The organism is Micromonospora vinacea, from assembly GCF_015751785.1.
Classification (GTDB): domain Bacteria; phylum Actinomycetota; class Actinomycetes; order Mycobacteriales; family Micromonosporaceae; genus Micromonospora; species Micromonospora vinacea.
In genome coordinates, this window is sequence record NZ_JADOTY010000001.1 from 476,830 (window position 1) to 502,108 (window position 25,279).

Sequence of the window (25,279 nt, forward strand, 5' to 3'; positions counted from 1 at the left end):
CGCGTACGGCGTCGCGGACTACTTCTTGCCGGCGGCCTTGCCGTCGCCGGAGTCGGAGGAGAGGGCGGCGATGAAGGCTTCCTGCGGCACCTCGACCCGGCCGACCATCTTCATCCGCTTCTTGCCTTCCTTCTGCTTCTCCAGCAGCTTGCGCTTACGGCTGATGTCGCCGCCGTAGCACTTGGCGAGGACGTCCTTGCGGATCGCCCGGATGGTTTCCCGGGCGATGACCCGGCTGCCGATGGCCGCCTGGATCGGTACCTCGAACTGCTGGCGCGGGATCAGGGTGCGCAGCTTGGCAGCGATGGTGACGCCGTAGTTGTACGCCTTGTCCTTGTGCACGATGGCGCTGAACGCGTCCACCGGCTCGCCGTGCAGCAGGATGTCCACCTTCACCAGGTCGGACGCCTGCTCGCCGGAGGGCTCGTAGTCGAGTGAGGCGTAGCCCTTGGTACGGCTCTTCAACTGGTCGAAGAAGTCGTAGATGATCTCCGCGAGGGGCAGCGTGTAGCGCAGCTCCACCCGGTCGGCGGAGAGGTAGTCCATGCCGAGCAGGGTGCCGCGCCGGCCCTGGCAGAGCTCCATGACCGCGCCCACGTAGTCGTTGGGCGTCAGCACTGTGGCACGGACCACCGGCTCGTACACCTCGGCGATCTTGCCGGTGGGGTACTCGCTCGGGTTGGTGACGACGATCTCCTCGCCGTCGTCCGTGATCGCCCGGTAGACGACGTTGGGCGCGGTGGAGATGAGGTCGAGGTTGTACTCGCGCTCCAGCCGCTCCCGGATGATCTCCAGGTGGAGCAGGCCGAGGAAGCCGCAGCGGAAGCCGAAGCCCAGCGCGCCGGAGGTCTCCGGCTCGTAGTCCAGGGCGGCGTCGTTGAGCTTGAGCTTGTCCAGCGCCTCGCGCAGGTTGGGGTAGTCGGACCCGTCGATCGGGTAGAGACCGGAGTAGACCATCGGCTTCGGGTCCTTGTAGCCACCCAACGCCTCGGCCGCCGGCCGGCTGTTGATGGTGACCGTGTCACCGACCCGGGACTGCCGGACGTCCTTCACACCGGTGATCAGATAGCCGACCTCGCCGACGCCGAGCGCCTCGGCCTTGACCATCTCGGGTGAGATGACGCCGATCTCCAGCAGCTCGTGAACCGCGCCGGTGGACATCATCTTGATCCGGTCGCGGGCGCTGATCCGGCCGTCGATGACCCGGACGTACGTGACGACGCCGCGGTAGACGTCGTACACCGAGTCGAAGATCATCGCCCGGGCGGGCGCCTCGGCCTCGCCGACCGGCGGAATGAACTGCCGGACGATCTCGTCGAGCAGGTACGGGACGCCCTCACCGGTCTTGCCGGAGACCCGGATGCAGTCGGCGGGGTCGCCGCCGATCAGGTGGGCCAGCTCCTCGGCGTACTTCTCCGGCTGCGCGGCCGGCAGGTCGATCTTGTTGAGCACCGGGATGATGCGCAGGTCGTTCTCGAGAGCCAGGTAGAGGTTGGCCAGGGTCTGCGCCTCGATGCCCTGCGCGGCGTCGACAAGCAGCACCGCGCCCTCGCAGGCGGCCAGCGACCGGGACACCTCGTAGGTGAAGTCCACGTGCCCCGGGGTGTCGATCATGTTGAGCACCGCGTGCTCGCCGGCCCGCTCACCCTCACGGATGGTCCACGGCATGCGGACGGCCTGGCTCTTGATGGTGATGCCGCGCTCGCGCTCGATGTCCATCCGGTCCAGGTACTGCGCGCGCATCTGCCGCGGGTCGACCACGCCGGTGAGCTGCAACATCCGGTCGGCCAGGGTCGACTTCCCGTGGTCGATGTGGGCGATGATGCCGAAGTTCCGGATGCGACCGGGGTCGGTGGCACCAGGGGCGTTCGCGCCGGGATCGAGCTTCGGTGGCACAGCGGTCCGTTCTGGTCGGCTGACGTGAACAGGCCGGCGCGCCGCCGACCCCCTCTATGTTCCCACGCCGCCGGGGTGCGCCCGCTGCGCGGGCGATGGATCGGCGCGAGGACCCCTCACTCCATCGGCGGCTCGACGAAGAGCGCGGCCAGCCGGGGCAGCCGCCGACGCGCCTCGTCCTCGTCGTCGAAGTCCCAGAAGTCGTTGAGGTCCGGCGTCCGCACCGGGTCGCGGTCCGCCGGCAGTTCGGTAGCGGTGGCCTTGCGGTACGCGTCCCAGGGCACCGAGAGCATCTGCTCGGCGGAGAACTCCTCGCCGCTGAGCGAGGCCGCCCGCACCTGGGGCAGTTCGGCCAGCGAGTCCGGTTCGGCGACGGCGCGGGCGAAGACGGCCCGACCCTGGGTCATCAGCCAGCCCCGGAAGTGTTCGAAGCCGTCGGCCGAGGCACCACCGTTGATCAGGTACGCCGCACCCCACAGATCCGCCTTGTGCGAGGCGGCCAGCACCCGCGTCTGGTGCCGCGCGTACCCGATGATGTCCTCCGGGTCGCGCTCGGCGAGCAGCGCGACGGCCCGCGCGGCGACCGGGCCGGGCTCACCGCCGCCGCCGGCCCGCGCCTCGTCGATCAGCTTCCAGAAGTCCTCGGTCCTCATGGCTTGGCAGTCTGGCAGTGTCGCCGTGCGTCGCGCACGTACCCCGGGGCAGCATGGTGGGATGTCCCCTCCCCTGCTGCCGCCGGTGCCGTACCACGCAAGCGCCCTGCGCCCGTCGTGGCCGGCGTTGCCGGCGGCGCTGCGGGCCGCGGTCGCCGAACGGCTCGGCGCGCCGGTGGTCACCGCCCGGGTCGCGGACGCGGGCTTCACCCGGGGCTTCGCCGCCGTGCTCGACACCGCCGACGGTGGTCGGGTCTTCGTCAAGGCCGCACCCGCCGCCGAGCAACCGCATCTGGTCGACTGGTACGCCCGAGAGGCCGCGATCCTGGATCGGCTGCCGGCGGACCTGCCGGCGCCCCGCCCCCGGTGGACCCTCTCCGCGGCCGGCTGGTTCGTGCTCTGCACCGACGCCGTCGACGGGCACACCCCCCGCCTGCCCTGGGTGCCCGCCGAGTTGGACGCCACCCTCGCCGGGTACGCGCAGGTCGCCGCCGCCCTGGCCGACCCGCCGATCGCACTGACCGCGCTCGGCCTGCCGCACCTGGCCGACCTGGCCCGGTCGGACATCCTCTGGTGGGAGGAGGTCGCCGCCGGTCGCGAGCCGACCCCACCACTGCCCGCGTCGCTGCTGAACCGGCTGCCCGAGCTGGTGGAGTTGGAGTCCCTCCTCCCCCGGTACGCCGCCGGGGCGACCGGCCTGATCCACGGCGACCTGCGGGTCGACAACGTGCTGATCGACTCGGCCGGCAGCGCCTGGTTCTGCGACTGGACCTGGGTCTGCACCGGGCCGGCCTGGTTCGACCTGGCCGGCCTGCTGCTCACCGCGTACGCCAGCGGGCTGGACGCGGACCGGCTCTTCGCCGCGCACCCGGCCACCACCGGCGCACCCCCGGACGCGTTGGACGCGACACTGGCCGCGTTGGCCGGCTACTACCTCACCGGCGCCGCGGCGGCACCGCCGACGGCCTCGCCGCACCTGCCGGCCCACCAGCGGTGGAGCGGCGAGCAGTCGCTCGACTGGCTGGCCCGCCGCCAGGGTTGGCGGTAACGCGGCCCGCCTGCCGTCGGGCTGGCGGCGTGGACCAGACCGGCCTGCCGTCGGGCTGGCGGTGGGCCGCCGCCAGGGTCGAGGGCGTAACCTGGTGCCCGACGGGCCGGGTCCGTCCGCGCGAAGGCCGAGCCGTTTTGGCTCGTCCCGGGCGACCTGGTAACCTGGCTCTTCGCGCAGCGATGACGCATGTTCGTCATCACGCGCAATAAGCTGACCAACCCGAGCTATCAAGACGAGGCTGTCGCGTGGCGAACATCAAGTCCCAGATCAAGCGCAACCGGCAGAACGAGAAGGCCCGGCTGCGCAACAAGTCGGTCAAGTCGTCGCTGAAGACCGCCGTCCGGAAGTTCCACGAGGCTGCCGAGGCCGGTGACGTCGAGAAGGCGACCGCGCTCATGCTGGACGCCTCTCGCAAGCTGGACAAGGCCGTCAGCAAGGGCGTGATCCACTCCAACCAGGCCGCGAACCGCAAGTCCGCGATCGCGAAGCGCGTGGTGTCGCTCTCCGCCTGACGACTTCACCGTCAGACTGATTCGGAAAACCCCGGGCCCAAGGCCCGGGGTTTCCGTGTGCCCATCCCCAGTCGTTCAGCCGCGCGCCCGCCTTGCGCTCCCGCCTTGAGATCTTGGAAGGAAAGCGCCCCTGGAGGGGCCATTCCGCTCCAAGGTCTATGACGAATGCGTCGGTGGGCGCGTCGGCTCGGCAGTGCCCGGGGGCGATGTATCCGCCGTCACGATGACGCCGGGCACACTGTGCAACATCCACTCCACCTGCGCTCGCCCGACCGCCGGCTCCATCTGCCGACGGAAACGGTCCCGTTCCTGCTCGGGTACGAGCGCGGCGGAGCGGACCACGACCGCGGCCACCATGTCGTTGAGCTTGACCATGGCCGCCACCACGACCGGCAGCACCAGCACCGCCCACCAGCTGACCAACTCGGCGAGGGCGAGCAGCACCGCCAGCGCGATGGCGCCCTCGAAGAAGAGGAAGCACAGCACGCCGCCGGGGTTGACGAACCGTAGGCCGAGGAGCCGGGCGTAGAGCGGTCGGTAACGCTCCTCGTCCACGCGGACGGTGGCCCACGCCGGGCGGCTCGCTCCCGTCACCTGGTGCTGCCCTGCCGGGCCGCCACGACCGAGAAGACCGCACGCTCCAGGGCGTACGCCCGGTCGTCGGAGCCGCCCTTGACGGCCGCGTTGCACTCGGCGGCCACCTGCATGGCCCGGACCAGGCCCTCCGGCGTCCAGCCCCGTCCCTGCCGCTGCGCCCGCTCGATCTTCCAGGCGGGCATTCCGAGGCTGCTGGCGAGCTGGTACGGGCTACCCCGCCCGGCCGACGCCACCCGGGCCACCGTACGCACCCCGTCGGCCAGGGCGTCGGCGATGGGCACCGGGTCGACGCCGACGTGCAGGGCCCAGCGCAGTGCCTCAAGCGCCGCCGGCACGTCGCCGACCATTGTGGCGTCCGCCACCGTGAAGCCGGTCACCTCGACCCGGCCCCGGTAGTAACGGGAGACCGTCTCGGCGCTGATCCGCCCGTCGGTGTCGGCGATCAGCTGGGAGCAGGCGGCTGCCAGCTCGCGCAGGTCGTTGCCGACCGCAGCGATGAGCGCCTCGGCGGCGTCGTCGGTGCACTTACCGCCGGCCCGCCGGATCTCGTCGCGGACGAAGGCCACCCGGTCGCGGTGCCCCTTGAGCTTGGCGGCCGGGACGACTGTCGCGCCGGCCGCCCGCAGACCGTCGGCGAACGCCTTGCCCTTGGCACCCCCCAGGTGCAGCACCAGCAGCTGGACCTCCGGGTCGGGATTCTTCGCGTACGCCAACAGCGCGGCGACCAGGTCCTTGCGGGCGTCCTGGCCGGAACGCAGGATCAGCAGCCGCCGCCCGCCGAAGAGGGAGGGGCTGAGCATCTCGGCGATCTCGCCGACGGTGAGCGCGCTGGCCTGGTACTCGCGGACGTCCACCTCGGGGTCGACGCTGCGAACCTTCGAGACAGCTTCGGTGACCGCGCGCGTGGCGAGCAGTTCCTCGTCACCGAGGACGAGCAGAATGGGGGCGAGGCTGGCGGGGGTCACGTCGCCCATATTCGCACGGCCTGCGGCGGGATCGTGCCTGCTCATTAGCTGCTTGATCGGCGCAGCCCGCACACAGCGCAAATCCAGACATCCAAGTCAATTCCCCATTTAATCCGCAAGTCGCCCGATTAATCGGAGACCCGTTCTTGATCCACACGGGATCACGGAAATCGCGGTTTCGGGCCGCTGATACCCGAGGTCAGCGATCCCGCGTCGATCAGCGACCCGGACGGCCGGCCGCGAGTCCGGACCGCCGGCGACTCAAGGCTGCCGGCCCGCGGGCACACCTCGCCGGGCTACCGCCAGACCGTCGCCCGTTCGGACCGCCGCCACATCGCCGTCCGTGTCGGTACGCAGCACCCGCACACCGTCCCTGCCCAGGTGGGCGAGCAGCCCCGGGCTCGGGTGGCCGTAGGTGTTGCCGGTGCCCACCGGCACGAGCGCCACCGCCGGCCGGACCGCGTCGAGGAAGCCCGGGTCCTGATACGCCGACCCGTGATGCGCGACCTTCAACACGTCCGCCCGTAACTGGCCGGGGGCCGCCCGCGCCACCATCGCGTGCTGCTCCTCGGTCTCCGCGTCGCCGGCCAGCAGGATCCGCACGCCGGCCACCGTGGCGCGCAGCACCAGCGAATTGTTGTTCGGGTCGGACCTGGTCCCGGCCAGCGGGTACGGCGGACCGAGCACCAGCAGGTCGACCCCGCCCACGGGGTGGCGAGCGCCGGCCACGGTGGTCAGCAGCGCTGCCCGCCCGCCGGTGGCTGCCGCCCGAACCAGGTCCCTGCCGCTCTCCGGGTCCGCCGACGACGGCATCAGCACCGCTCCCACCCGCCGCCCCCGGAACACTCCGGCCACCCCGCCCACGTGGTCCGCGTGGAAGTGGCTGATCACCAGCAGGGGCACCTCCCGTACACCGAGCCGACGCAGGCAACCGTCCACCGCGCCCGGTTCCGGCCCGGCGTCCACCACCACCGCCCGGCCGGAGTCGACCGGGAGCACCAGGGCGTCGCCCTGGCCCACCGCGCAGGCCACCACGACCCACCCGACGGGCGGCCAGCCGGCGGCTAACAGCCGAACCGGCAGGGCACCCAGCACGGCGGCGACACCAACCACCGCCACCAGCCGCCGTACGAGTGGCCGGCGCACCGCGATCAGCAGCGCGACGGTCAGCCCGGTCAGAAGCAGGGCACCGGGCACCCCGCCCAGCCACGGCAGGGTGCCGCCTGGCAGTCGAGCACCCTGCCGGGCGATGACCACCAGCCACCAGGCAGGCCAACTCGCCAGCCACGCCACGAACTCGGCACCGGCCGGCCAGATCGGCGACACCATGGCCGCCAGCACGCCCAGCACTGTCGCTGGTGCGATGGCCGGCACCGCCAGCAGGTTCGCCGGCACCGCCACCAGGCTCACCGTGCCCGAGATCCCGGCGACGACCGGACCGCAGGCAAGTTGGGCAGCAGCCGGGACTGCCAACGCCTCGGCCAGCCCAGGTGGGACGCCTCGCCGACGCAACCCGTCCCGCCAGCGCGGTGCGAGCAGCAGCAGGCCACCGGTGGCCAGCACGGAGAGGGCGAACCCCGGGTCCCCAGCCAACTCGGGGTCGACGAGCACCAGCACGGTCACGGCGGCGGCCAGCGCGGGCAGCGCCGCCCGAGGTCGACCGGCGGCGAGCGCGGCGAGCCCGATCGCTCCCATCGTGGCGGCCCGTACGACGCTCGGCGACGGGCGGACCAGGATGACGAACCCCACCAGCGCCACCCCGCACAGCGCGGCCGCAAGCCACGGACCGGCGCGCGCCCAACGGGCCAGCAACAGCACCGCACCCACCACGATCGCCACGTTGGAGCCGGAGACCGCGTTGAGATGGGTCATCCCGGTGGCCTGAAAGTCCTCCTCGACGGCGGGTGGCAGTCGGCTGGTGTCGCCCACCACCAGACCGGGCAGCAGCCCACCGGGGTCGTCGGGCAGTGGCTCGCAGGCCCGTTGCAGGCCGGTGCGGAGCGTCCCGGCGGCGCGCTGCGCCCAGGACGGCGCGCCGTGCCGCTCCGGCGGATCGTTGGTGCTGAGCACCGCCGCGGTGAGGTCGCCGCCGCGCGGAACATCGAGCCGGCCGTCGACGGTGAGTCGCTGCCCGGGCAGCAGGCCCCGCCACGCCGGGTCGGTGGCCAGGACGAGCAGCCGCACCGACGCGTGGATCCGCCGACCATCCGGGCCGGTGAGCCGGACCAGCTTCGTCGACACCAGCAACATGCCCGGTCGCCCGGCGCTCCGGATCGGACGCGGGTCGTCCCGGACGACCAGGTCGGCGGTGATCGGAGCGCGTTGCTCGGCGAGGGCACGGATCGCCGGCGCGTCGCGAACGGCGAGCCGGGCGGCGGTGGCGGCACCACCGCAGACCACTCCGAGGCCGACCGCCACGGCCACCCACCCGAAACGCCGCACCACGGCTCGGGGACGGCCGAGGCTGCCGAGCAGATGTACGGCGCCACTTGCCGTCAGACCGGCCGCCGCGGCGGCCACCAGCAGAACGGTGCGGCTGCCGAGGTGCAGCCCGGCGAGCGCGGTGAGCCAGGCCGCCATGGCGAGCCCAGCCAGTCGCAGATCCGGCGGCTCGGACTCGCTCACACCGTCACCAGATCCTTGAGCTGCTCGTAACGGGCATCGCCGATCCCGTCGACCTGGCGTAGGTCGCCAACGGACTTGAACCCGCCGTGCTGATCTCGATGGGTGAGGATCCGTTGGGCGAGCACCGGGCCGACCCCGGGCAGCGCGTCGAGCTGCGCCAGTGTCGCGGTGTTGAGGTTCAGCGGCCCGGCGGCGGGTCCCCCATCGCCCGCCGCAGGCCCGGCCGCACCGCCCGGCATCGGCGGTGGCGTCACCCCGACCACGATCAGCTCGCCGTCGGTGACCTTGCGGGCGGGGTTGAGCAGCGCCACGTCGACCCCCGGGAGCGCGCCGCCGGCCGCCTGAACCGCGTCGGCGAGACGGGACCCGGCCGGCAGGCGTACCAAACCGGGTTTTCGGACCTTGCCCGCGACCGCCACCACCAACTCGGCGGGGCCGGACACGCTGGGGTCACCCGCTGGCGCGGCCGACGCGGTCTCGCTGACCAGCGGGGCGACCGGCTCCGACTGCGGCCGGGCCTGCCAGGCCCAGCCTGCCGCACCCACGACCACCACCACGGCGACCACCGCCAGCGCCCGCACACCCCGCCGCCCGGGGTCGAACGCCGACGGGCCGGGCAACCGTGACTCGGGCGGGACCGCGAGGCCGTCCGACGACGGCTCCGCGAGCGGCACGGCGGCGGGCCGGAAGGACGGCACGTCTGCGGGCTGCGCGCCGACCAGTGACGACGGGGGTACGCCAGCGAGCGGCACCTCCGGCCGGAGCGGCGGTGCGACAGCCACCTCCGTCAGCCGGCGCAGGCGCTGGCGTACCTCTGTTTCCTCGTCGTGCGACACAGCGCGACGCTATGGCGGCGACCGGGACGGTGGCGGGTGATGGCGCTGTCCTGTGGACAACCACCGCCACTGTGGACAACGCCCTGATCATGGTCCCGGTCTGCTATGCGGGGGGCCGAACCAGGGCGCGTGGCCTGGGCAGCCGGTCTGGTCGCCGGCACCCGCGTCGAGCGGACTACCCTCACCGGTATGTCCGACTCCCGCCTGCTGCGCATCGGCACACGCAACTCTCCAATGGCTCTCGCGCAGGTCGAGCGGGTCCGCGCGATGCTCGCCGATCGGCACCCCGAGGTCACAGTGGACGTGCTGTCGATGTCGACGAGCGGGGACCGCTGGCACGGTGACCTGGCCGCCCTGGGCGGCAAGGGGGCGTTCACCAAGGAGGTGGACGCCGCCCTGATCGCCGGGGATGTTGACCTGGTGGTGCACTGCGTCAAGGATGTCCCCGGAGACCGGCCGGCACCAGCCGGCACGGTGATGGCCGCCTACCTGGCCCGCGACGATGTCCGGGACTGCCTCGTGCACCCGGGCGGGCTGCGAATCGACCAACTGCCCTCCGGCACCCGGATCGGCACCTCCGCCGTCCGGCGGGTCGCGCAGCTGGCGCTGCACTGGCCGAGCCTGGTGCCGGTGCCCATCCGGGGCAACGCGAACAGCAGGCTCGCCAAACTCGACGCCGGCGACAGGTACGACGCGCTGCTGCTCGCGTTCTCGGGGCTGGAGCGGATCGGGCAGGCCGCCCGGATCACGCATCCGATCGACGTCGACACGATGGTCCCGGCCGTCGGCTCCGGCACCCTGGTCCTGCAATGCCGCGAAGACGACACCAGCACCCGTGACCTGGCGGCCAGCCTCGGTGACCCACGAGCCTGGCGGGAGACCGTGGCGGAACGGACCATGCTGCACATCCTGCAGGGGAACTGTCACTCCCCCATCGCCGCGCTTGCCCGTACCGAACCCGACGGACGCCTCGGTCTACGGGCGAGGGTGATCAGCGTCGACGGTAAGACAGTGCTCGACGTACACGAATGGGCGGCGGATCCGATCACCCTCGGGACCTCCGTGGCCGCCGCGTTGCTCCGGCAGGGCGCCCGTGACCTCCTCGACCTGTCCGCGCACGTCTGACCGCCCACGGTAACGCCGGCGGAGCAGGCCGAGTCGACAACGGTGAGGTGTCGGCTCCAGTGGACGAACCACCAGAGCCGACATCATCCTCGACGAGCGACGCAGACGACCTACAGGTACGGCCGGGTGATGATCTCGATGGCGTGGCCGGCCGGGTCGAAGAAGTAGAAGCCCCGCCCACCGTGCTCGGTGTTGGTCTCCGCCTCGCGCTTCAACTGCGGGTCGGCCCAGTACGTGATCCCACGCCCCTTGACGAACGCCAGGCACCGTACGAACAACTCGTCGTCGACGAGGAACGCGTAGTGCTGCATCTGGATGTCCACCGGTGGCTCGGCGAACTGGAGCAGCACACCCTCATCCAACTGGACGTTGGCGAACGGCCCCCACGATGGCGCCTCCGGCAGCTCGAACAGCTCCCGGTAGAACGCGGCCGAGGCGCTCTTGTCCTTGCTGGCGATGATGGTGTGGTTGAACGTGACTGTCATCCGTGCCGTCTTCTTTCCCGGTCGATCCGAAGACCCGACCGGAGGCCCACAGCGTTCACCCAGCCACGCAGATGACAAAGCCCCGAGGGCACCGACGCCCCGGATCCCGCACGAGAGACGCGCACATCGCGTCAACCTCGGCGTGGTGGCTGAAGTAGCCAGAACCTCCGGGGGGTAGGCCCATCTGGGGCGCGCACGGAGGCTAACACAGCGGCCCCGGAGCGGCGGCGCCACGAGAACGGGTCAGCGGGCCTCCGGGTCGAGGCCGAGTACGGCTCGTCCGCCGTCGACCGGCAGCGTCACCCCGTTGACGAAGCTCGCTGCGGGCGACAGCAGGTACGCGACCGCCTCTGCCACCTCCTCGGCCCGCCCGATGCGGCCCACCGGGTGCAGCCGGGTCAGCTCGGCGTCGATCCACTGGGCCTGGGTGGGATCCTGCGTGGCGAGGAATTCGGTGTGCCGCTCGGTGGCGATCGAGCCGAGGGCGACAGCGTTGGCCCGGATGCCGTGCCGCCCGTACTCGACGGCCAGCGCCCGGGTCAGCCCTTCCACGGCGGCCTTCGCTGTCGCGTACGGCAGCGCACCGGACACGGGTCGGCGGGCCTGGTGCGACGAGACGTTGACGATCGCGCCGCCGGCGGCGCGGGCCAGGAAGCGGCGGACGGCGACCGCGGCGCCCACCACCGCCGGACGCAGGTTCAAGCCGATCAGGTCCAGCACCGTGTCGGCAGACGCGGTGTGCAGCGTGGCGTCGCGGAACACCGCCGCGTTGTTCACCCAGCCGGTCAACGGCGCGGCGCGGTCGGCCAGCTCGGCGGCGTGCTCGGCCACCTGCTCGTCGGCGGCGTCGCCGACCACCGCGACGAGTCGGTCGGCGGCCGGGTGGCCGGCCAACCAGTTGACCGCGTCGGCGTCGCGTTCCAGTACGACGATGGTGGCGCCGGTCGCCAGCAGCCGTTCCACAACGGCCCGGCCGACACCGCGTCCGCCCCCGGTCACCACACACGACGTGGGCAGGGCTCAGCCCTCCGGACGGCGGTGGACGACCACGCAGGCCAAACCCGGCCCGGCGTGCGCGCCGACGACGGCACCCGCCTCGGAGACGTACGTGTCGTGCAGCCGGTCACCGAACCGCTCAGTCAGCGCGACGCGCAACGCCTCGGCCCGTTGCGGCGCGGCCAGGTGGTGCACCCCGAGGTCCACGTCATCGTCGCCGGCCGCCTCGACGGCCAGGTCCACGAGACGGGCCACTCCCCGGCTGGCGGTGCGGACCTTCTCGCGGAGCACGATCGCCCCGTCCGGCATGTGCATGATCGGCTTGACGGACAGCGCGGTGCCGACCAACGCCTCGGCCGCGTTGATCCGGCCGCCCCGGCGGAGGAACTCCAGCGTGTCGACGTAGAACCAGACGGTGGTGCGGGCGACGGCGGCGAGCGCCGCGTCGCGTACACCGGCAAGGTCGGCGCCGACCTCGGCGGCGGTGGCGGCGGCGATGGCCGGAAAGCCCAGCCCCATGCCCGCCGAGCGGCTGTCCACAACCTCGACCCGGCCGTCCAGGTCGGCGGCCGCGAGCCGGGCGGCCTCCACCGTGCCGGACAGCGCGGCGGAGATGTGCACCGAGACGATCCCATCGGCGCCGGCGTCGAGCAGTCGGCGGTACGTCCGGGCGAACTGCTCGGGTGCCGGGCGGGAAGTGGTCGCCGTGACCCGGCGGGCGCTCAGTGCCACTGTCGCGTCGGCCGGCTGGGTCTCCACCCCCTCCAGCCCTTCCGCGCCGTTGAGAACGACGGTCAACGGCACGACGGTCAGCCGGTGCGCCTGCACCAGTTCGGGCGGAAGGTAGGCGGTGGAGTCGATGACAACCGCGACGGGCATGCCCGGCACGCTAGCCGATCCAGACCGCGAACGCCGAGGCGCGAGCGCTCAGACCGCGTCGACGGCGACCGGGGCGGTGATCAGGCCGACGTTGTGCGCCCGCAACTGCCACCCACGAACGTCGTCGTGGCGCAGCTCGGTCCAGTGGCAGTTGGCCAGCGAACCGATGGTGCGCAGCACGGCAGTGTCCCAGCCGAGCAGGTGACCGATGCCCTGTCGGGAGCCGCCACCGTGAGTGGCGATCACCACGGTGCCGCCCGGAGACGCGTCGGCTGCCTCCTGTAGCGCGGCGCCGACCCGCTCCCCGAGGGCGTGCAGAGGCTCCAGATCCGCGCCCGGGTCGGGGTCGCCGGCCCGCCAGCGCGCGTACTCCTCGGGGAATCGCTCAGCGACCTCGGTGAGGTGCAGACCCTGCCACTGGCCGAAGTGCCGCTCGCGCAGGCGGGCGTCGGTGCGTACCGGCAGCCCGGTCAGCGCGGCGAGCGCGGCGGCGGTGTCGGCGGCGCGGCTCAGGTCGCTGGCCACGATGGCGTCGGGCCGCAGCCCCGCGAGCAGCGGGGCGGCGGCGCGGGCCTGGTCGCGGCCGAGCTCGTTGAGGGGTACGTCGGTCTGCCCCTGGACGCGGTTGGCGGCGTTCCAGTCGGTGTTGCCGTGCCGCCAGACGATCAGTCGGGTCATTCGGCGGCGGCGGCGGACCCGCTGGCGTCTGCCTCGACCAGGTCGCGATCGACGAACGGGATGGTGGGGCAGTCCTTCCAGAGGCGGTCGAGCCCGTAGAACTCGCGCTCCTCGGTGTGCTGCACGTGCACCACGATGTCGACGTAGTCGAGCAGCACCCAGCGGCCACCACGTTCGCCCTCGCGCCGCACCGGCTTCGCCTTCTCGGGCAGCTCCAGCAGGCTCTCCTCGATGGCGTCGACGATGGCCAGCACCTGACGCTCGTTGGGGGCGGCGGCGAGCACGAACGCGTCGGTGATGGCGAGCTGGTCGCCGACGTCGATGATCGTGATGTCCTGCGCCTTCTTGTCGGCGGCGGCCTGGGCGGCCGCGATAGCCAGCTCGTGAGCGCGTTCGGAAACTGTCACCGTTCTCCTTCGATCAAGCGTGCGATCCTCCAAGCGTCTCATACCCGGCGGCGCCCCGATCGTGCAGTTCTGGTCGGTTAACTGCACGAAACCGGGCATAACGGGTGCGCTCAGCGCTGATAGAGGCTCCGCTTGGCGATGTACTGCACCACACCGTCGGGCACCAGGTACCAGACCGGCTCACCTCTGGCGACCCGAGCACGACAGTCGGTCGACGAAATGGACATCGCGGGCACCTGGATCAGGCTGACGGTATCCGCCGGAAGGTGCTTGTCACTCAACGGGAAACCGGGCCGGGTCACACCGATGAAGTGGGCCAGCTCGAAGATCTCGTCCAGATCCTTCCAGGACAGGATGCGTTGCAGAGCGTCCGCGCCGGTGATGAAGAACAGCTGCACCTTCGGGCCGTACTCGGCGTGCAGGTCACGCAGCGTGTCGACCGTGTAGGTCGGCCCACTGCGGTCGATGTCGACCCGGCTGACCTGGAAGCGAGGGTTGGAGGCCGTGGCGATGACTGTCATCAGGTACCGGTCCTCGGCCGGACTGACCGGCTCGTCGGCCTTCTGCCACGGCTGCCCGGTGGGGACGAAGACCACCTCGTCCAGGCCGAACCGGTCCGCCACCTCGCTGGCCGCCACCAGGTGCCCGTGGTGGATCGGGTCGAAGGTGCCACCCATGATCCCGATCCGCCGGATATCTTCCTCCACCCAATGATCGTAGGCCGAACGCTGTGGCCGACCGTCCCGGCCCGGCACTGCCCTACGCGGGCGCCGGGGTCGCGGGCGGGACAGGGGTCGCGGCACGCTCGCACGTCGGCGTATATTCGTTGGCGAGTAACCGTCGACGAGCGAGGGGGTCGTCGTGCCGAAGCGGCGCAAGGTCGGCAATCTGCTGGCGCTGGCCGTGCTGTCCGCCCTGGTCCAGCGGCCGATGCACCCGTACGAGATCGCCACCGCACTCCGCGCCTGGGGCAAGGACCAGGACATGGAGTTCAAGTGGGGGTCCTTCTACACGGTGATCGGCAACCTGGACAAACACCACCTCATCGAGGCGGTGGAGAGTGTGCGCGAAGGCCGACGCCCGGAACGCACCGTCTACCGGATCACCGACGCGGGGCGGGCCGAGCTGGTCGACTGGGCCCGCGAACTGGTCTCCACCCCGATGGCGGAGCAGCCCCGTTTCCGGGCCGGGTTGTCAGTGCTCGCCGCGCTGCATCCCGACGAGGCCACCGACCTGCTGCGGCAACGGCTCGATCTGCTGGAGGCCGCGATCCGCCAGGACCGCGAGACGCTCGACGCGTACCTGCGGGAGATCCCCCGGCTGTTCCTGGTCGAGTCGGAGTACGACCTCGCCATGCGGGACGCGGAGGCGGCCTGGCTGCGGGCACTGCTCGCCGAGCTGACCTCGGGGAGCTACCCCGGGTTGGACACCTGGCGCACCTTCCACGAGACCGGCGAGATGCCGGCCGAGCTGACCGAGTTGGCCGCGAGAAGCAGCACCCCGACGGCCAGCTCCGACACCCCGACCACCCACACCCCGGAGGCCAGCCCCGACAGCGCCGAACGCCCCGACAGCAGCAGCCGCCGAGCCGACACCACCGGCTGAAGAACGGCCCCGGCGAGGTGCGCCAACACCTCACCGGGGCCCTGACCCCGAACCGACGCCTGGGAAGGCACCCGGCCCGAAGCGGCAACCACGAGGATAACCGGGCTCCCTCCCAGGTCCGCGCGTCCGCGCACCGAACCCACCAGGTCCGCGCGCCCGCGCACCAACGACCACACCCAGGGAGAGAGCATGACCACGGTACGAACCGCGATCGTCATCGGCGGTGGCATCGCCGGGCCGGTGACAGCGCTCGCGCTGCGCCGCGCCGGCATCACCGCAACCGTCTACGAGGCGTACCCGGCCACGGCCAACGGCATCGGCGGCACCCTCGCCCTCGCGCCCAACGGCATGGCGGCTCTGCGCACCGTAGGCACCCATGAGGCGGTGACGACGATCGCCACGCCGATCGTCCGCAGCGCTCTGGCCGTCGGCCGCCGCCGCATCGACATGCCCACGCTGACCGGGGTGCCGCCGCTGCACGTGGTGCACCGGGCCGAGCTGTACCAGGCACTGCACGATCAGGCATTCGCCGAAGGCGTGCCGTTCGCGTACGGCAAGCGGCTGGTCGACGCCGAGCAGACCGACGACGCCGTCATCGCACGCTTCGAGGACGGCACAACCGCGACCGCCGACATCCTCGTCGGCGCGGACGGGATCCGCTCCACGGTCCGGGGTCTCATCGACCCGGCCGCGCCCGGTCCCCGGTTCACCGGACTGCTCGGCGTCGAGGCGGTCGCCCGCCACGACGTGGACGCCGAGCCGGGCACAATGACGTTCGCGTTCGGGCGACGCGGCTACTACCTGTACTGGCCGGAGCCGGGTGGCGGCACCCGGTGGGGGGCCAACCTGCCGCAGCAGCGGCCGATGAGCCTCGTCGAGGCCCGGGCGGTGCCGGCGGAGCAGTGGCTGGACATGCTGCGCGCCACCTACGGCGACGACGACCCGGGCCGGGAACTCGTCGCCACCAGCAACGCCGACGACCTTCAGGTGGTCGGGTCGTTGCAGATCATGCCGCCCGTGCCGCACTGGCATCGGGGCCGGATGGTGCTGGTCGGCGACGCGGCGCACGCGCCGTCGAACAGTTCGGGGCAGGGCGCGTCGTTGGCCATCGAGAGCGCGGTGCAGCTCGCCCGTTGCCTGCGTGACCTGCCGGACGTCGAGGCGGCATTCGCCGCGTACGTGCGGCTGCGTCGTACCCGGGTGGAGAAGGTCGCGGCCCGGGCAGCCCGGATCAACCATGCGAAGGCTCCCGGTGCGGTCGCGCGGACGCTGATGCCGTTGCTGATGCCGCTGATGGTGCGCACGGTGCTGGACCCGGAGAAGACCGTCGCCGACGAGCAGCGCTACGTCATCGACTGGGACGCGCCGGTCACGGCGGAGCCCGCCCTGCGCTGAGCGGTGCCCGCGCGGGGTGGCCAGCCAGCCACCCCGCGCTGGTCAGCGGCTCAGGCCGAGGCGGCGGCCACCGCCGTCCGGGCGACCAGCGCGCGGCGCAGGTCGTCGTCGGCGTCGGTCACCACCCGGCGCAGCCCGGGAGTCAGGTCGTCGCGGGCCAGAAGTGCCGCGGCGGCCTCCCGGGTGGGCTGCGCCACGGCGTAGCGGGGGAACGCCAGGGCAGCCACGCGGTCGGCCGTCCAGGCGGTACGCCGGTGCGCGGCAGCCGGCATCTCGGCGAAGTACCGATCGACGTACGCGGTGGTCAGGTCGGCCTGCTCGGGCTGCCAGAACCCCTCGGTGATCGCCTCCAGCAGCCGACCGGACAGCTCGGTGTCCCGCAGGATGATCTCCCAGGTGGCCTGCTTCGCCGCCGGGTCGGGGAGGGCGGCCCGGCAGTGGGCGGCCCGTTCCGCGCCCGCGGAGCTGTTGTCGGCGGCGGCCTCGATGGCGATCTCCGCCTCGCCGGCGCCGCCCAGCACCACCAGGCGACGCAGCACCGCCCAGCGCAGCTCCGCGTCGACCTTCAGACCGGCCGGCACGTCCCGGCCGGCGAGCCAACCGACGAGCAGATCGGCGTCGGTGGTCGCGGCGATCCAACCCCGGGCGGCGGCGAGCTGCAACGACTCCCCGGCTGGCGCGCCGTCGAGCAGCCGCTGGCATGCCCCCGCGACCCTGGCCAGCGCCGTGGATCGGGTCAGCGGATCGAGGTAGCGGTCGACCAGGGACCGGCTGAGCGTCAGCACGTCCTCCGCGATGATCACCTCGGTCTCGGTGGGCAGCGCGGCGGCCACCAGGTCGACCAGGCCGGTGACCGGCCGCTCGCCGTCGGTCGCCGCGTCCAGGGCCTCGCGCCAGAGCACCGCCCTTGCCAGCGGGTCGGTCAGACCGGGCAACACCTGCGGGACGGCATCCGCCGAGGCCGGGTCGAGACGAACCTTCGCGAACGTGAGGTCACCGTCGTTGAGCAGCAACAGCCGGGCCGCCGGCTCGCCGGTCAGCCCACCCAGCACGGTGCGGCCTCCGTCGGTGTCCGGGTCGATGTCGACCTCGTCGCGCCGCCCGGTGCCGTCCATCGAGTAGCGGCCCACCCCGATGCGGTGTGGGCGCAGCACCGGGTACGACTCGGGCGCGGTCTGCACCACCGCCACCTCGGTGTAGCGGCCGTCGGCGTCCACGGCGACCTCGGCACGCAGGGTGTTGACCTGCGGTCGGCGCAGCCACAGCTCGGCCCATTCGGACAGGTCCCGCCCGCTGCTGGCGGAGAGGCTGGCCAGCAGGTCGGCGAGGGTGGCGTTGCCGAAGCGGTGTGCGGCGAAGTGCGCGTTGAGGCCGGCGAGGAATGCCTCGTCGCCGAGCCACGCGACCAGCTGCCGCAGCACGCTGGCCCCCTTGGCGTACGAGATGCCGTCGAAGTTGAGCAGGCCCTCCTCGGCGTCGGCCACCTCCTGCGGAGCGATCGGGTGGGTGGAGGGCCGCTGGTCGGCCGCGTACCCCCAGGCCTTGCGACGCATCGCGAAGGTGGTCCAGGCCTGATCGAATCGGGTCGCCTCGGCGGTGACCCGGGTGCCGAGGTACTCCGCGAAGGACTCGTTCAACCACAGGTCGTCCCACCACCGCATGGTGACCAGGTCACCGAACCACATGTGGGCCATCTCGTGGGCGATGGTGCCGGCCCGCTGCTCGCGCTGGGTGTCGGTGACCGCCGAACGGAACACGTAGTCGTCGCGGAAGGTGACCAGGCCCGGGTTCTCCATCGCGCCGCTGTTGAACTCGGGCACGAACGCCTGGTCGTACTTGCCGAACGGGTAGCGTTCGGTGAAGAGCAGGTGGAACCGGTCCAGGCACTGCCGGGTGACCGTGAAGATCTCCTCGGCGTCGGCGTCCAGGTGCTCGGCGAGCGACCGGCGGCAGTAGATGCCCAGCGGTATGCCGTCGTGCTCGGCCCGTCGGACGTGGTACGGCCCGGCGATCAGTGAGAAGAAGTACGTGGCCAGGGGCGCGCTCGGGGCGAACTCCCAGCGCCCGGGGACCGGGTTGGCGGCCAGCTCGGCGTTACCGGCGACGATCCACTGCGGCGGCGCGGTGACCGAGAGGGTGACCGGGGCCTTGAGGTCGGGCTGGTCGAAGGCGGCGAAGATGCGCGGCGCGTTGTCGAGGAAGGACTCGGCGTAGAGGTAGGTCTCGCCGTCGGCCGGGTCGACGAAGCGGTGCATCCCCTCCCCCGTCTTGGAGTACGCCATCTCGGCCTCGACGAGGAGCGTGTTCTCCACGGACAGGTCGTCGAGGGGCAGCCGGTTGTCGGTGAGCAGGGCGGGATCGAGGTCGCGGTCGTTGAGGCGTACGCCGAGCAGTTTGGCGGGCTTGACCTCGACGAAGGTCGCGGCGCCGGCGGTGGCCCGGAACCGGATCTCGACGCGGGAGCGGAACAGGTCGCCGTCTCCGGTCAGGTCGAGGTCCACCTGATAGGACTCGACAGTAATCGCCGCGCCACGCGCGGTCGCCTCTACACGGGTCAGGCTCGGCATCCGCTTATCCTGCCCGATGGGGATCGGCACCCGGTCACCACACGACCCTCGGCACTGGAGGAAAGAAACATGGCGCAGCACCCCAAGGGCGACTTCGACCTCTCTCGGGCGGTCTGGCAGCGGGCCGAGGGGGACACCTCCGACAGCGCCGTTGAGGTCGCCTTCGTCGACGACCTGATCGGAATGCGCAACTCGGCCGAGCCGGACGGGGCGGTGCTGGTCTTCACCCAGGCCGAGTGGGATGCCTTCGTGGCCGGCGCGCAGGACGGCGAGTTCGACCTGGACTGATCGTGCCCGCCGACCCGTCGGTGGTGGATGTCAGCCATCGCCGGGGCCGTCGCCGTCGCCCCAGCCGAGGCCACCCGGGCCCGGGGCGTGGTGGAAGCCCGGATGGTCGGCCACGTCGGCGCAGCGCTCACCGTCCGGGCCGAGCGCGCCGCAGAACAGCCGCTCGGCCCGCTGCCAGGCGTCCGCAGGTGACAGGGCCGCCGCACCGAGTGCCACCTCCGAACGGAGCAGGCTCAGCGCCTCGGCGTACGCCACGGCCAGCTCGCGCGCCTCGGCCGGGCCGGGCGCGGTGAAGCCCAGGTGCACGGTGAAGAACCGGTGTGGACGGGTGGGCCGCCGCGGCGGCCCGATCAGTGATCGTCCGTCGCGGCCCCCGCCGAGTGCTCCGGCCGCTCGCCGCTGCCGCCAGTGCGGCGATCTGTTGTCGCGCATTCGCCCTCCCCGTGCTCGTCCCACCAGCAGCAAACCAGGTTTCGCCGCCCCTGGGAGGGGCCAGCCGGGCGGGATTCAGCGGCGTCGGCGGGGGTAAGCGCAGTGGTCGGCGGCGACCAGCCGCACCTGCGCGTGAGGAGACCCGATGGCGACGATGCCGGCCGACCGCAGCCCGGACAGCACCCTCGCGCTGCTCCGCGCCGGTTACCGATTCATCGGCGAGCGCTGCGAGCGGTACGGCAGCGACATCTTCACGACCCGGATTCTGCTCGCCCCGACCATCTGCCTGCGCGGTCGGCCGGCGGCGGAGCTGTTCTACGACAGAGACCGCTTCCAGCGGGCCACCGCCATGCCGCTGCGCGTGCAGCGGACCCTGACCGGTCGGGGTGGGGTGCAGGGGCTGGACGGGTCGGAGCACTCCGATCGCAAGGCCATGTTCATGTCGATCATGACGCCGGCGGCGATCCAGCGGCTCGGTCAGCTCTTCGACGACGAGTGGCGGACCCGGGTCACGGCCTGGGAAGCTGCCGGTCCGGTGTCGCTCTACGACGAGTTGGGTCGGCTGCTGACCCGGGTGGTCTGCGCCTGGGCCGGGGTGCCGTTGCCCACGTCGCAGGTCGAGCGGCGCGCCGTCGAACTGCACGCCATGATCGAGGCTCCGGCGGTGCTGGGCACCCGGCACTGGCGGGGACGGGTCGCCCGGTACCGCGCCGAACACTGGCTCGCCAACCTCATCGAACGGACCCGGGTCGGTTTCGCTCCGGCGCCGGCCGGCACCGCCCTGGCCGTGATCGCCGAACACCGGGACGAGCGCGGCAACCTCCTCCCCCGGCGGATCGCGGCGGTGGAGCTGCTCAACGTGCTGCGCCCGGTGGTCGCCGTCGACCAGTACATGACCTTCGCCGCCCTCGCCCTGCACGACCATCCGGCCTGGCGGGACCGGGTCCGTGACGACGACGAGGCCACCGAGCACTTCGTCCAGGAGGTACGCCGCTACTACCCGTTCTTTCCGATCGCGGCGGCCCGGGTCCGGCGGTCCTTCGACTGGCAGGGCCACCACTTTCCGAAGGGCCGGCGGGTGCTGCTCGACCTCTACGGCACCAACCACCATCAGGCGATCTGGCCGCAACCGGAGCTGTTTCGCCCGGAGCGGTTCGCCGGCCGCCGGGTGGACCCGTTCGAGCTGATCCCGCAGGGTGGCGGCGATCACTGGGCCGGGCACCGCTGCGCCGGCGAGTGGATCACCATCGACCTGATGAAGCGGGCGGTCACCAACCTGACCACCACCATGCGCTACGACGTGCCCGTGCAGAACCTGGCCCTGGACCTGCACCGGATGCCCGCGCTGCCTCCCCTCGGACTGACCCTCACCAACGTCCGCCGCGCCGCCTGAGCGGACGACGATCGTGGATGGTCGAGGTGACGAAGAGGTACGACGAGCCGACGCCCCACCGACCCGCCTACCGATGACGTACGTGCTGCCGTTGCGCTGGCACACCGACGCCGGCCTGGCCGAGCTGACCGACTACCTGCGCTGGCTCGGTGACCGGGTCGAGGTCCTCGTGGTCGACGGCTCACCTCCGGACCACTTCGCTCGGCATGCCGAGGCGTGGCGAGGGCTGGTCCGGCACCTCCCACCGGACCCGAGCGAGCGTGGGCTCAACGGCAAGGTGCTCGGCGTACACACCGGCGTCCGCGCGGCCGGCCACGAGCACGTCGTGATCGCCGACGATGACGTCCGGTACGACGAGGCTGCGCTGACCGCGGTGCACCGCCTGCTGGGCCGGGCCGACCTGGTACGACCGCAGAACTACTTCGACCCGCTGCCCTGGCACGCCTGGTGGGACACCGGCCGCACGCTGCTCAACCGGGCGCTCGGGGCGGACTACCCGGGAACCCTCGCCGTGCGGCGCAGCACCTTCCTCGCCATCGGCGGGTACGACAGGGACGTTCTCTTCGAGAACCTGGAGCTGATCCGTACCGTGCGCGCCCACCGCGGCACCGAGGCCGCCCCGGCCTGGCTGTACGTCCGCCGGCTGCCTCCGGGCGCCGCGCACTTCCGCGGCCAACGGGTTCGTCAGGCGTACGACGATCTGGCCCAGCCGGTTCGCCTGCTGACCGCGCTGGCGGTGCTGCCGGCGGCGGCGGTCGCGGCGCGCCGGCCCCGGGTACTGCTCGGCGTGGTGGCCGGGGTCGTCGCCCTGGCCGAGACGGGTCGCCGCCGAGCCGGGGGCAGCCGGGTGTTCCCGCCGGCCACGGCGCTGGCGGCCCCGCTCTGGCTGCTGGAACGCGGGGTGTGCAGCTGGCTCGCGGTAGCCCAACGCCTCCTGCTGGGCGGCGTCCGCTACGGCGACACCCGAATCCGCCGAGCCGCCAACCCCGCCCCGCGCCACCCCAGGACCTCCGCGATCTTGCACTTTCTGTGGGGGCAAAACACCTCAACGACGACAAAGGCCCAACCGTAAGTGCAAGATCGCGGGGGCAGGTCGGGGGTGGGTGGGAACGCGACAGCTCGCGGGCACCCGGGGGTGGCCGCGAGCTGTCGCGCTGGGTCTGGGGAGATGGGTCAGGGGGTGGCGTGGTCCTTGACCTGGTGGGCGGCGGACTTCGTGTCGTCCTTGACCGCGTGCACGGCGTCCTGAGCGGTGGACTTCACCGACTCGGCGGCCTGCTGGGCCGGCTCGCGCAACTCACTGGCCACCTCGCCCAGCTTCTCCTTCACGGCCCCGCCGTGCTCGCTGACCTTGGCCTTCACCTGGGTGGCGGCGTGCTGCTCGCGGCGGGAGGCCGGGATCAGCGACGAGGCCAGCCAGCCGACCCCGAACGCGATCAGACCGGCGGCGAGAGGGTTGCCCTGGGACTTCTGGCGGATCACCCGCGGCGCGCTGTGCGCGGCGTCGCTGACAGTGGTCGCCGCCGAGTGCGCGGCGTCGCTGACGCTGGAGGCCGCCGACGAGGCGCGGTCACCCACCGAGTGGGCGGCCTGGCCGGTGCCGTGGCCGAGGTCAGACGCGGTTCCCATGACCTTGTCCCTCACATTCTGCAGAGCGGAGCGGGCCCGCTGCTTGCGGTCGTCGACGATGCGGCTGGGGCTGACCTTGTACGCCAGCGCATCAACATCGGAGCTGAGGCTGTTACGGGTTGCTTCGATCTCCCGGCGGATCTGATCGGGATCGGTGCTCATCGGGTGACTCCCTCCGGGTGCGGCTTGAGCGCGTCGGGGATCCGCTGCACGCTGTCGTTGGTCTGCTTGAGCCCGCGTACGTGCTGGGCGTTCTTCTTGGCCATCGAGTAGAGGACCGCGGCGACCACGGCCCAGATCACGGCCACGATCAGCGCGGCCAGGCCGGAGTCCATGACGTTGTCCAGGAACTGCCATACGGCGATGGACACGAAGAGGGCCACCATGTAGCCGCCGAAGCCTGCGCCGCCGAACAGGCCAGCGGCCTTGCCGGCCTTCTTGCCCTCCTGGCGGATCTCGGCCTTGGCCAGCTCGACCTCCTGACGCATCAGCGTCGACAGGTCGGTGGTGACCTGACGCATCAGGTCACCCAGCGAACTGCCCTTCACCTCCGACGCGGTGTGCGGGGCACCCGCGTCAGGGTGGTAACCGGAGTCCAGTCCGGACCCCTGCGTCGGCATGCTCATGCCGTCGCCTCCCTTCGGATGACTCGGCGGCTCACGGGCGAGGGTTGCCGGTGGACGGCACACCCGGCAGCGGGTCGGTCTGGGTCACCGGCGGCAGCGGCTGACCGGTGCCGGAGTGCTCCGGGGTGTCGCCCCGGCCAGGCTCGGCGTAACCACCGGGCGCCGGGTCGGCGTAGGTGCCGGGCGTCTGGTCGGCGTAGCCACCGGACGTCGGCGGGGTGTGCGTACCGGGGGTCGGGTCGAGGTAGCCGCCCGGCGGGACAGCGTCCGGCACCGCGCGGGACGTCGGCGGCTGCGTCGGGATCACAGCGGTCTGCTCCGGGTCGTACGCCCCGGCGCCCCGGTAGGCCGAGGAACCGTTGCCGGAGTCGTCGCCGCCGGCCGAGATGCCCCGGGTCAGCCGACCGGCCAGCACACCGAGGATCGCAGCGCCGACCAGGAAGGTGCCCGGGTTACGCCGCGCGTAGTCGCGTACCTCGGTGATCAGGTCGCCGGGCTCGCGCTCCTCGAGCCAGCCGGCGACGCCGTGCACCCGGTCGGCGGCCTGGCGGGCCAGCTCACTCACCGGACCGGCCTGGCCACCGTTCTCGGCCATCGAGCGCATCTCGTCGGCCAGCGAACGCAGCCCACCGGCGGCGCGACGCTGCTGCTCACCGGTCTGACTGGCGAGCTGGCTGCGGGCCTCGCCGTACAGGTTGCGGGCCTGCCGGGCCGCCTCGCGGCCGACCTCGGTGCCCTGCTCCTTGGCGGTCTGGGCGACCGCGCCACCAGCCTGCGCGGCCTCCGACCCGACCTGGCGCGCCTGGTCGCGGACGCCACCGCCGTTGGTCGACTGCTGCCCGTACGTGGAGGACGAAGATGAAAGATCGTAAGTCATGATTTCCCTTCCGCTCAGAAAGTCGTCGCGGTTGTGCTGGGGGGATGCGGAACGCGTTGCCGCGACCGCTGACCATTCACCTACCCTGCGTTTTGGCTTCCATACCTCTTCGTGCATTTCTCTGCGCGGCCCACCGGTTGGTCTTCAAAATGGAGGATCGTCGGGCTGCGTCACGTCGCCGCCGCGGACAGTGAGGTTCGCGAGGCCGGCAGATCCATGGAGGGGGCAGCGATGGCACGAAACGCACGGGGCGGCCGAGCGGCCCACCCCCGACCCCGGGTCCAGTTGGCCGCGCTGGCCGTCGCCGGGGTCTTCCTGCTGATCGGCGTCCTCGGCTTCATCCCCGGCATCACCACCCACTACGGCGAGTTGCGGTTCGCCGGGCACCACTCCGACGCCCACCTGCTCGGGCTGTTCCAGGTGTCGATCCTGCACAACGTGGTGCACCTGCTCTTCGGGCTGGTCGGCCTGGTGCTGGCCCGCAGCATCGCCGGCGCCCGCGTGTTCCTGGCCGCCGGTGGCGCGATCTACCTCGCTCTCTGGCTGTACGGCCTGGCGATCGAGGCGGTCAACCCGGAGGGCGGGGCGAACATCCTGCCGGTCAACGACGCCGACAACTGGCTGCACCTCGCGCTCGGCTTCGGGATGCTGGCGCTCGGGTTGCTGCTGTCGAACCAGGCCGGCACCGGTGGACGCCTGGACAGTCCGGCCGACCGGCACTGACCTGGACTTTTTGGGGTTTCGCGGTCATGCCCGCAGGGG

26 protein-coding genes are annotated in these 25,279 nt (G+C 72.0%); 9 read left to right on the plus strand and 17 right to left on the minus strand.

The features are described 5' to 3' along the window. Positions 1-18: 18 nt before the first annotated feature. Both lepA and IW249_RS02320 read right to left on the minus strand, forming a co-directional pair. Entirely contained in the window at positions 19-1,896 is a 1,878-nt protein-coding gene (gene lepA / locus IW249_RS02315; RefSeq protein WP_196919286.1) for a translation elongation factor 4, read from the minus strand. A gap of 116 nt (positions 1,897-2,012) precedes the next feature. Then, complete coding sequence (locus IW249_RS02320; RefSeq protein ID WP_196919287.1) at positions 2,013-2,549, minus strand: DUF4240 domain-containing protein; 537 nt, start codon at positions 2,547-2,549, stop codon at positions 2,013-2,015. A 61-nt stretch (positions 2,550-2,610) separates the two neighbouring features. On the opposite strand from IW249_RS02320, the gene IW249_RS02325 reads away from it, so the two are divergent. Both IW249_RS02325 and rpsT read left to right on the plus strand, forming a co-directional pair. Then, complete coding sequence (locus tag IW249_RS02325; RefSeq protein WP_196919288.1) at positions 2,611-3,597, plus strand: phosphotransferase family protein; 987 nt, start codon at positions 2,611-2,613, stop codon at positions 3,595-3,597. 248 nt (positions 3,598-3,845) lie between these two features. After that, positions 3,846-4,112 (plus strand): 30S ribosomal protein S20, encoded by a 267-nt coding sequence (gene rpsT, locus IW249_RS02330; RefSeq protein WP_030491765.1) that lies wholly within the window; start codon positions 3,846-3,848, stop codon positions 4,110-4,112. 156 nt (positions 4,113-4,268) lie between these two features. On the opposite strand, the gene IW249_RS02335 is transcribed toward rpsT, so the two are convergent. The 4 genes from IW249_RS02335 to IW249_RS02350 all read right to left on the minus strand — a co-directional run bounded on the left by IW249_RS02335 (position 4,269) and on the right by IW249_RS02350 (position 9,135). Further along, positions 4,269-4,706: a hypothetical protein gene (locus IW249_RS02335; protein ID WP_196919289.1), complete on the minus strand. Its 438-nt coding sequence runs from the start codon at positions 4,704-4,706 to the stop codon at positions 4,269-4,271. Continuing rightward, on the minus strand, positions 4,703-5,683 hold the full coding sequence (gene holA / locus IW249_RS02340) for a DNA polymerase III subunit delta (protein WP_196919290.1): 981 nt from the start codon (positions 5,681-5,683) through the stop codon (positions 4,703-4,705). Before holA ends, IW249_RS02335 begins: the two co-directional genes overlap by 4 nt. 252 nt (positions 5,684-5,935) lie before the next feature. Beyond that, entirely contained in the window at positions 5,936-8,254 is a 2,319-nt protein-coding gene (locus tag IW249_RS02345) for a ComEC/Rec2 family competence protein (protein ID WP_196924594.1), read from the minus strand. 41 nt (positions 8,255-8,295) lie between these two features. Continuing rightward, a complete protein-coding gene (locus IW249_RS02350) occupies positions 8,296-9,135 on the minus strand; it encodes a ComEA family DNA-binding protein (protein WP_196919291.1) in 840 nt (279 codons plus the stop codon). Between the two features lie 189 nt (positions 9,136-9,324). On the opposite strand from IW249_RS02350, the gene hemC reads away from it, so the two are divergent. Then, positions 9,325-10,260 carry a hydroxymethylbilane synthase gene (gene hemC / locus IW249_RS02355; protein ID WP_196919292.1) on the plus strand — a complete coding sequence of 312 codons (936 nt, stop codon included), beginning with the start codon at positions 9,325-9,327 and terminating at the stop codon, positions 10,258-10,260. A 110-nt stretch (positions 10,261-10,370) separates the two neighbouring features. Here hemC and IW249_RS02360 read toward each other — a convergent pair whose 3' ends face one another. From IW249_RS02360 to nadD, 6 genes are all read right to left on the minus strand, one after another. Beyond that, positions 10,371-10,745 carry a VOC family protein gene (locus IW249_RS02360; RefSeq protein WP_196919293.1) on the minus strand — a complete coding sequence of 125 codons (375 nt, stop codon included), beginning with the start codon at positions 10,743-10,745 and terminating at the stop codon, positions 10,371-10,373. A 243-nt stretch (positions 10,746-10,988) separates the two neighbouring features. Continuing rightward, positions 10,989-11,744, minus strand: coding sequence for an SDR family NAD(P)-dependent oxidoreductase (locus IW249_RS02365; protein WP_307788497.1), 756 nt, complete (start codon positions 11,742-11,744; stop codon positions 10,989-10,991). Positions 11,745-11,765: 21 nt separating this feature from the next. Then, complete coding sequence (locus IW249_RS02370; protein ID WP_196919294.1) at positions 11,766-12,620, minus strand: DegV family protein; 855 nt, start codon at positions 12,618-12,620, stop codon at positions 11,766-11,768. Positions 12,621-12,668: 48 nt separating this feature from the next. Next, positions 12,669-13,298 carry a histidine phosphatase family protein gene (locus tag IW249_RS02375; protein ID WP_196919295.1) on the minus strand — a complete coding sequence of 210 codons (630 nt, stop codon included), beginning with the start codon at positions 13,296-13,298 and terminating at the stop codon, positions 12,669-12,671. After that, positions 13,295-13,705: a ribosome silencing factor gene (gene rsfS, locus IW249_RS02380; protein WP_196919296.1), complete on the minus strand. Its 411-nt coding sequence runs from the start codon at positions 13,703-13,705 to the stop codon at positions 13,295-13,297. The genes IW249_RS02375 and rsfS overlap by 4 nt, the downstream gene beginning before the upstream one ends. A 110-nt stretch (positions 13,706-13,815) precedes the next feature. Next, entirely contained in the window at positions 13,816-14,412 is a 597-nt protein-coding gene (gene nadD, locus IW249_RS02385; protein WP_091409875.1) for a nicotinate-nucleotide adenylyltransferase, read from the minus strand. A 154-nt stretch (positions 14,413-14,566) separates the two neighbouring features. Here nadD and IW249_RS02390 point away from each other — a divergent pair, with 154 nt between their 5' ends. Next, on the plus strand, positions 14,567-15,310 hold the full coding sequence (locus IW249_RS02390) for a PadR family transcriptional regulator (RefSeq protein ID WP_196919297.1): 744 nt from the start codon (positions 14,567-14,569) through the stop codon (positions 15,308-15,310). 189 nt (positions 15,311-15,499) lie between these two features. Continuing rightward, positions 15,500-16,705 carry an FAD-dependent oxidoreductase gene (locus tag IW249_RS02395; RefSeq protein ID WP_196919298.1) on the plus strand — a complete coding sequence of 402 codons (1,206 nt, stop codon included), beginning with the start codon at positions 15,500-15,502 and terminating at the stop codon, positions 16,703-16,705. Between the two features lie 50 nt (positions 16,706-16,755). Here the strand turns inward: IW249_RS02395 and pepN are convergent, their stop codons facing one another. Further along, entirely contained in the window at positions 16,756-19,272 is a 2,517-nt protein-coding gene (gene pepN / locus IW249_RS02400) for an aminopeptidase N (protein WP_196919299.1), read from the minus strand. Between the two features lie 69 nt (positions 19,273-19,341). Between pepN and IW249_RS02405 the strand changes: the two genes are divergently transcribed. Then, entirely contained in the window at positions 19,342-19,560 is a 219-nt protein-coding gene (locus tag IW249_RS02405) for a DUF397 domain-containing protein (RefSeq protein WP_196919300.1), read from the plus strand. 30 nt (positions 19,561-19,590) lie between these two features. Here the strand turns inward: IW249_RS02405 and IW249_RS02410 are convergent, their stop codons facing one another. Then, positions 19,591-19,992, minus strand: a complete 402-nt coding sequence (locus tag IW249_RS02410) for a hypothetical protein (protein WP_196919301.1) — start codon at positions 19,990-19,992, stop codon at positions 19,591-19,593. 145 nt (positions 19,993-20,137) lie between these two features. On the opposite strand from IW249_RS02410, the gene IW249_RS02415 reads away from it, so the two are divergent. Together IW249_RS02415 and IW249_RS02420 are read left to right on the plus strand one after the other, a co-directional pair. Beyond that, positions 20,138-21,385, plus strand: a complete 1,248-nt coding sequence (locus tag IW249_RS02415) for a cytochrome P450 (RefSeq protein ID WP_196919302.1) — start codon at positions 20,138-20,140, stop codon at positions 21,383-21,385. A gap of 73 nt (positions 21,386-21,458) precedes the next feature. Next, entirely contained in the window at positions 21,459-22,457 is a 999-nt protein-coding gene (locus IW249_RS02420; RefSeq protein WP_196919303.1) for a glycosyltransferase family 2 protein, read from the plus strand. A gap of 101 nt (positions 22,458-22,558) precedes the next feature. Here the strand turns inward: IW249_RS02420 and IW249_RS02425 are convergent, their stop codons facing one another. The 3 genes from IW249_RS02425 to IW249_RS02435 are packed head-to-tail and all read right to left on the minus strand — an operon-like array spanning position 22,559 to position 24,517. Next, the gene (locus IW249_RS02425; protein ID WP_196919304.1) at positions 22,559-23,176 is read right to left on the minus strand and encodes a DUF3618 domain-containing protein; all 618 of its coding nucleotides are present in this window, start codon (positions 23,174-23,176) and stop codon (positions 22,559-22,561) included. Continuing rightward, a complete protein-coding gene (locus IW249_RS02430) occupies positions 23,173-23,640 on the minus strand; it encodes a phage holin family protein (protein ID WP_196919305.1) in 468 nt (155 codons plus the stop codon). The genes IW249_RS02425 and IW249_RS02430 overlap by 4 nt, the downstream gene beginning before the upstream one ends. A gap of 31 nt (positions 23,641-23,671) precedes the next feature. After that, complete coding sequence (locus IW249_RS02435; RefSeq protein ID WP_196919306.1) at positions 23,672-24,517, minus strand: hypothetical protein; 846 nt, start codon at positions 24,515-24,517, stop codon at positions 23,672-23,674. A gap of 231 nt (positions 24,518-24,748) precedes the next feature. Between IW249_RS02435 and IW249_RS02440 the strand changes: the two genes are divergently transcribed. Then, positions 24,749-25,240: a DUF4383 domain-containing protein gene (locus IW249_RS02440; RefSeq protein ID WP_196919307.1), complete on the plus strand. Its 492-nt coding sequence runs from the start codon at positions 24,749-24,751 to the stop codon at positions 25,238-25,240. Positions 25,241-25,279: the final 39 nt, after the last annotated feature.

Coding starts and splice junctions, on each gene's coding strand:
- IW249_RS02370 (WP_196919294.1), bottom strand. CDS start 12,620: ATGCCCGTCGCGGTTGTCATCGACTCCACCGCCTACCTTCCGCCCGAA.
- holA (WP_196919290.1), bottom strand. CDS start 5,683: ATGGGCGACGTGACCCCCGCCAGCCTCGCCCCCATTCTGCTCGTCCTC.
- IW249_RS02410 (WP_196919301.1), bottom strand. CDS start 19,992: ATGCGCGACAACAGATCGCCGCACTGGCGGCAGCGGCGAGCGGCCGGA.
- IW249_RS02425 (WP_196919304.1), bottom strand. CDS start 23,176: ATGAGCACCGATCCCGATCAGATCCGCCGGGAGATCGAAGCAACCCGT.
- IW249_RS02360 (WP_196919293.1), bottom strand. CDS start 10,745: ATGACAGTCACGTTCAACCACACCATCATCGCCAGCAAGGACAAGAGC.
- IW249_RS02345 (WP_196924594.1), bottom strand. CDS start 8,254: ATGGCGGCCTGGCTCACCGCGCTCGCCGGGCTGCACCTCGGCAGCCGC.
- IW249_RS02405 (WP_196919300.1), top strand. CDS start 19,342: ATGGCGCAGCACCCCAAGGGCGACTTCGACCTCTCTCGGGCGGTCTGG.
- pepN (WP_196919299.1), bottom strand. CDS start 19,272: ATGCCGAGCCTGACCCGTGTAGAGGCGACCGCGCGTGGCGCGGCGATT.
- IW249_RS02440 (WP_196919307.1), top strand. CDS start 24,749: ATGGCACGAAACGCACGGGGCGGCCGAGCGGCCCACCCCCGACCCCGG.
- IW249_RS02420 (WP_196919303.1), top strand. CDS start 21,459: ATGACGTACGTGCTGCCGTTGCGCTGGCACACCGACGCCGGCCTGGCC.
- hemC (WP_196919292.1), top strand. CDS start 9,325: ATGTCCGACTCCCGCCTGCTGCGCATCGGCACACGCAACTCTCCAATG.
- IW249_RS02435 (WP_196919306.1), bottom strand. CDS start 24,517: ATGACTTACGATCTTTCATCTTCGTCCTCCACGTACGGGCAGCAGTCG.
- IW249_RS02430 (WP_196919305.1), bottom strand. CDS start 23,640: ATGAGCATGCCGACGCAGGGGTCCGGACTGGACTCCGGTTACCACCCT.
- IW249_RS02320 (WP_196919287.1), bottom strand. CDS start 2,549: ATGAGGACCGAGGACTTCTGGAAGCTGATCGACGAGGCGCGGGCCGGC.
- IW249_RS02375 (WP_196919295.1), bottom strand. CDS start 13,298: ATGACCCGACTGATCGTCTGGCGGCACGGCAACACCGACTGGAACGCC.
- IW249_RS02415 (WP_196919302.1), top strand. CDS start 20,138: ATGGCGACGATGCCGGCCGACCGCAGCCCGGACAGCACCCTCGCGCTG.
- IW249_RS02395 (WP_196919298.1), top strand. CDS start 15,500: ATGACCACGGTACGAACCGCGATCGTCATCGGCGGTGGCATCGCCGGG.
- IW249_RS02325 (WP_196919288.1), top strand. CDS start 2,611: ATGTCCCCTCCCCTGCTGCCGCCGGTGCCGTACCACGCAAGCGCCCTG.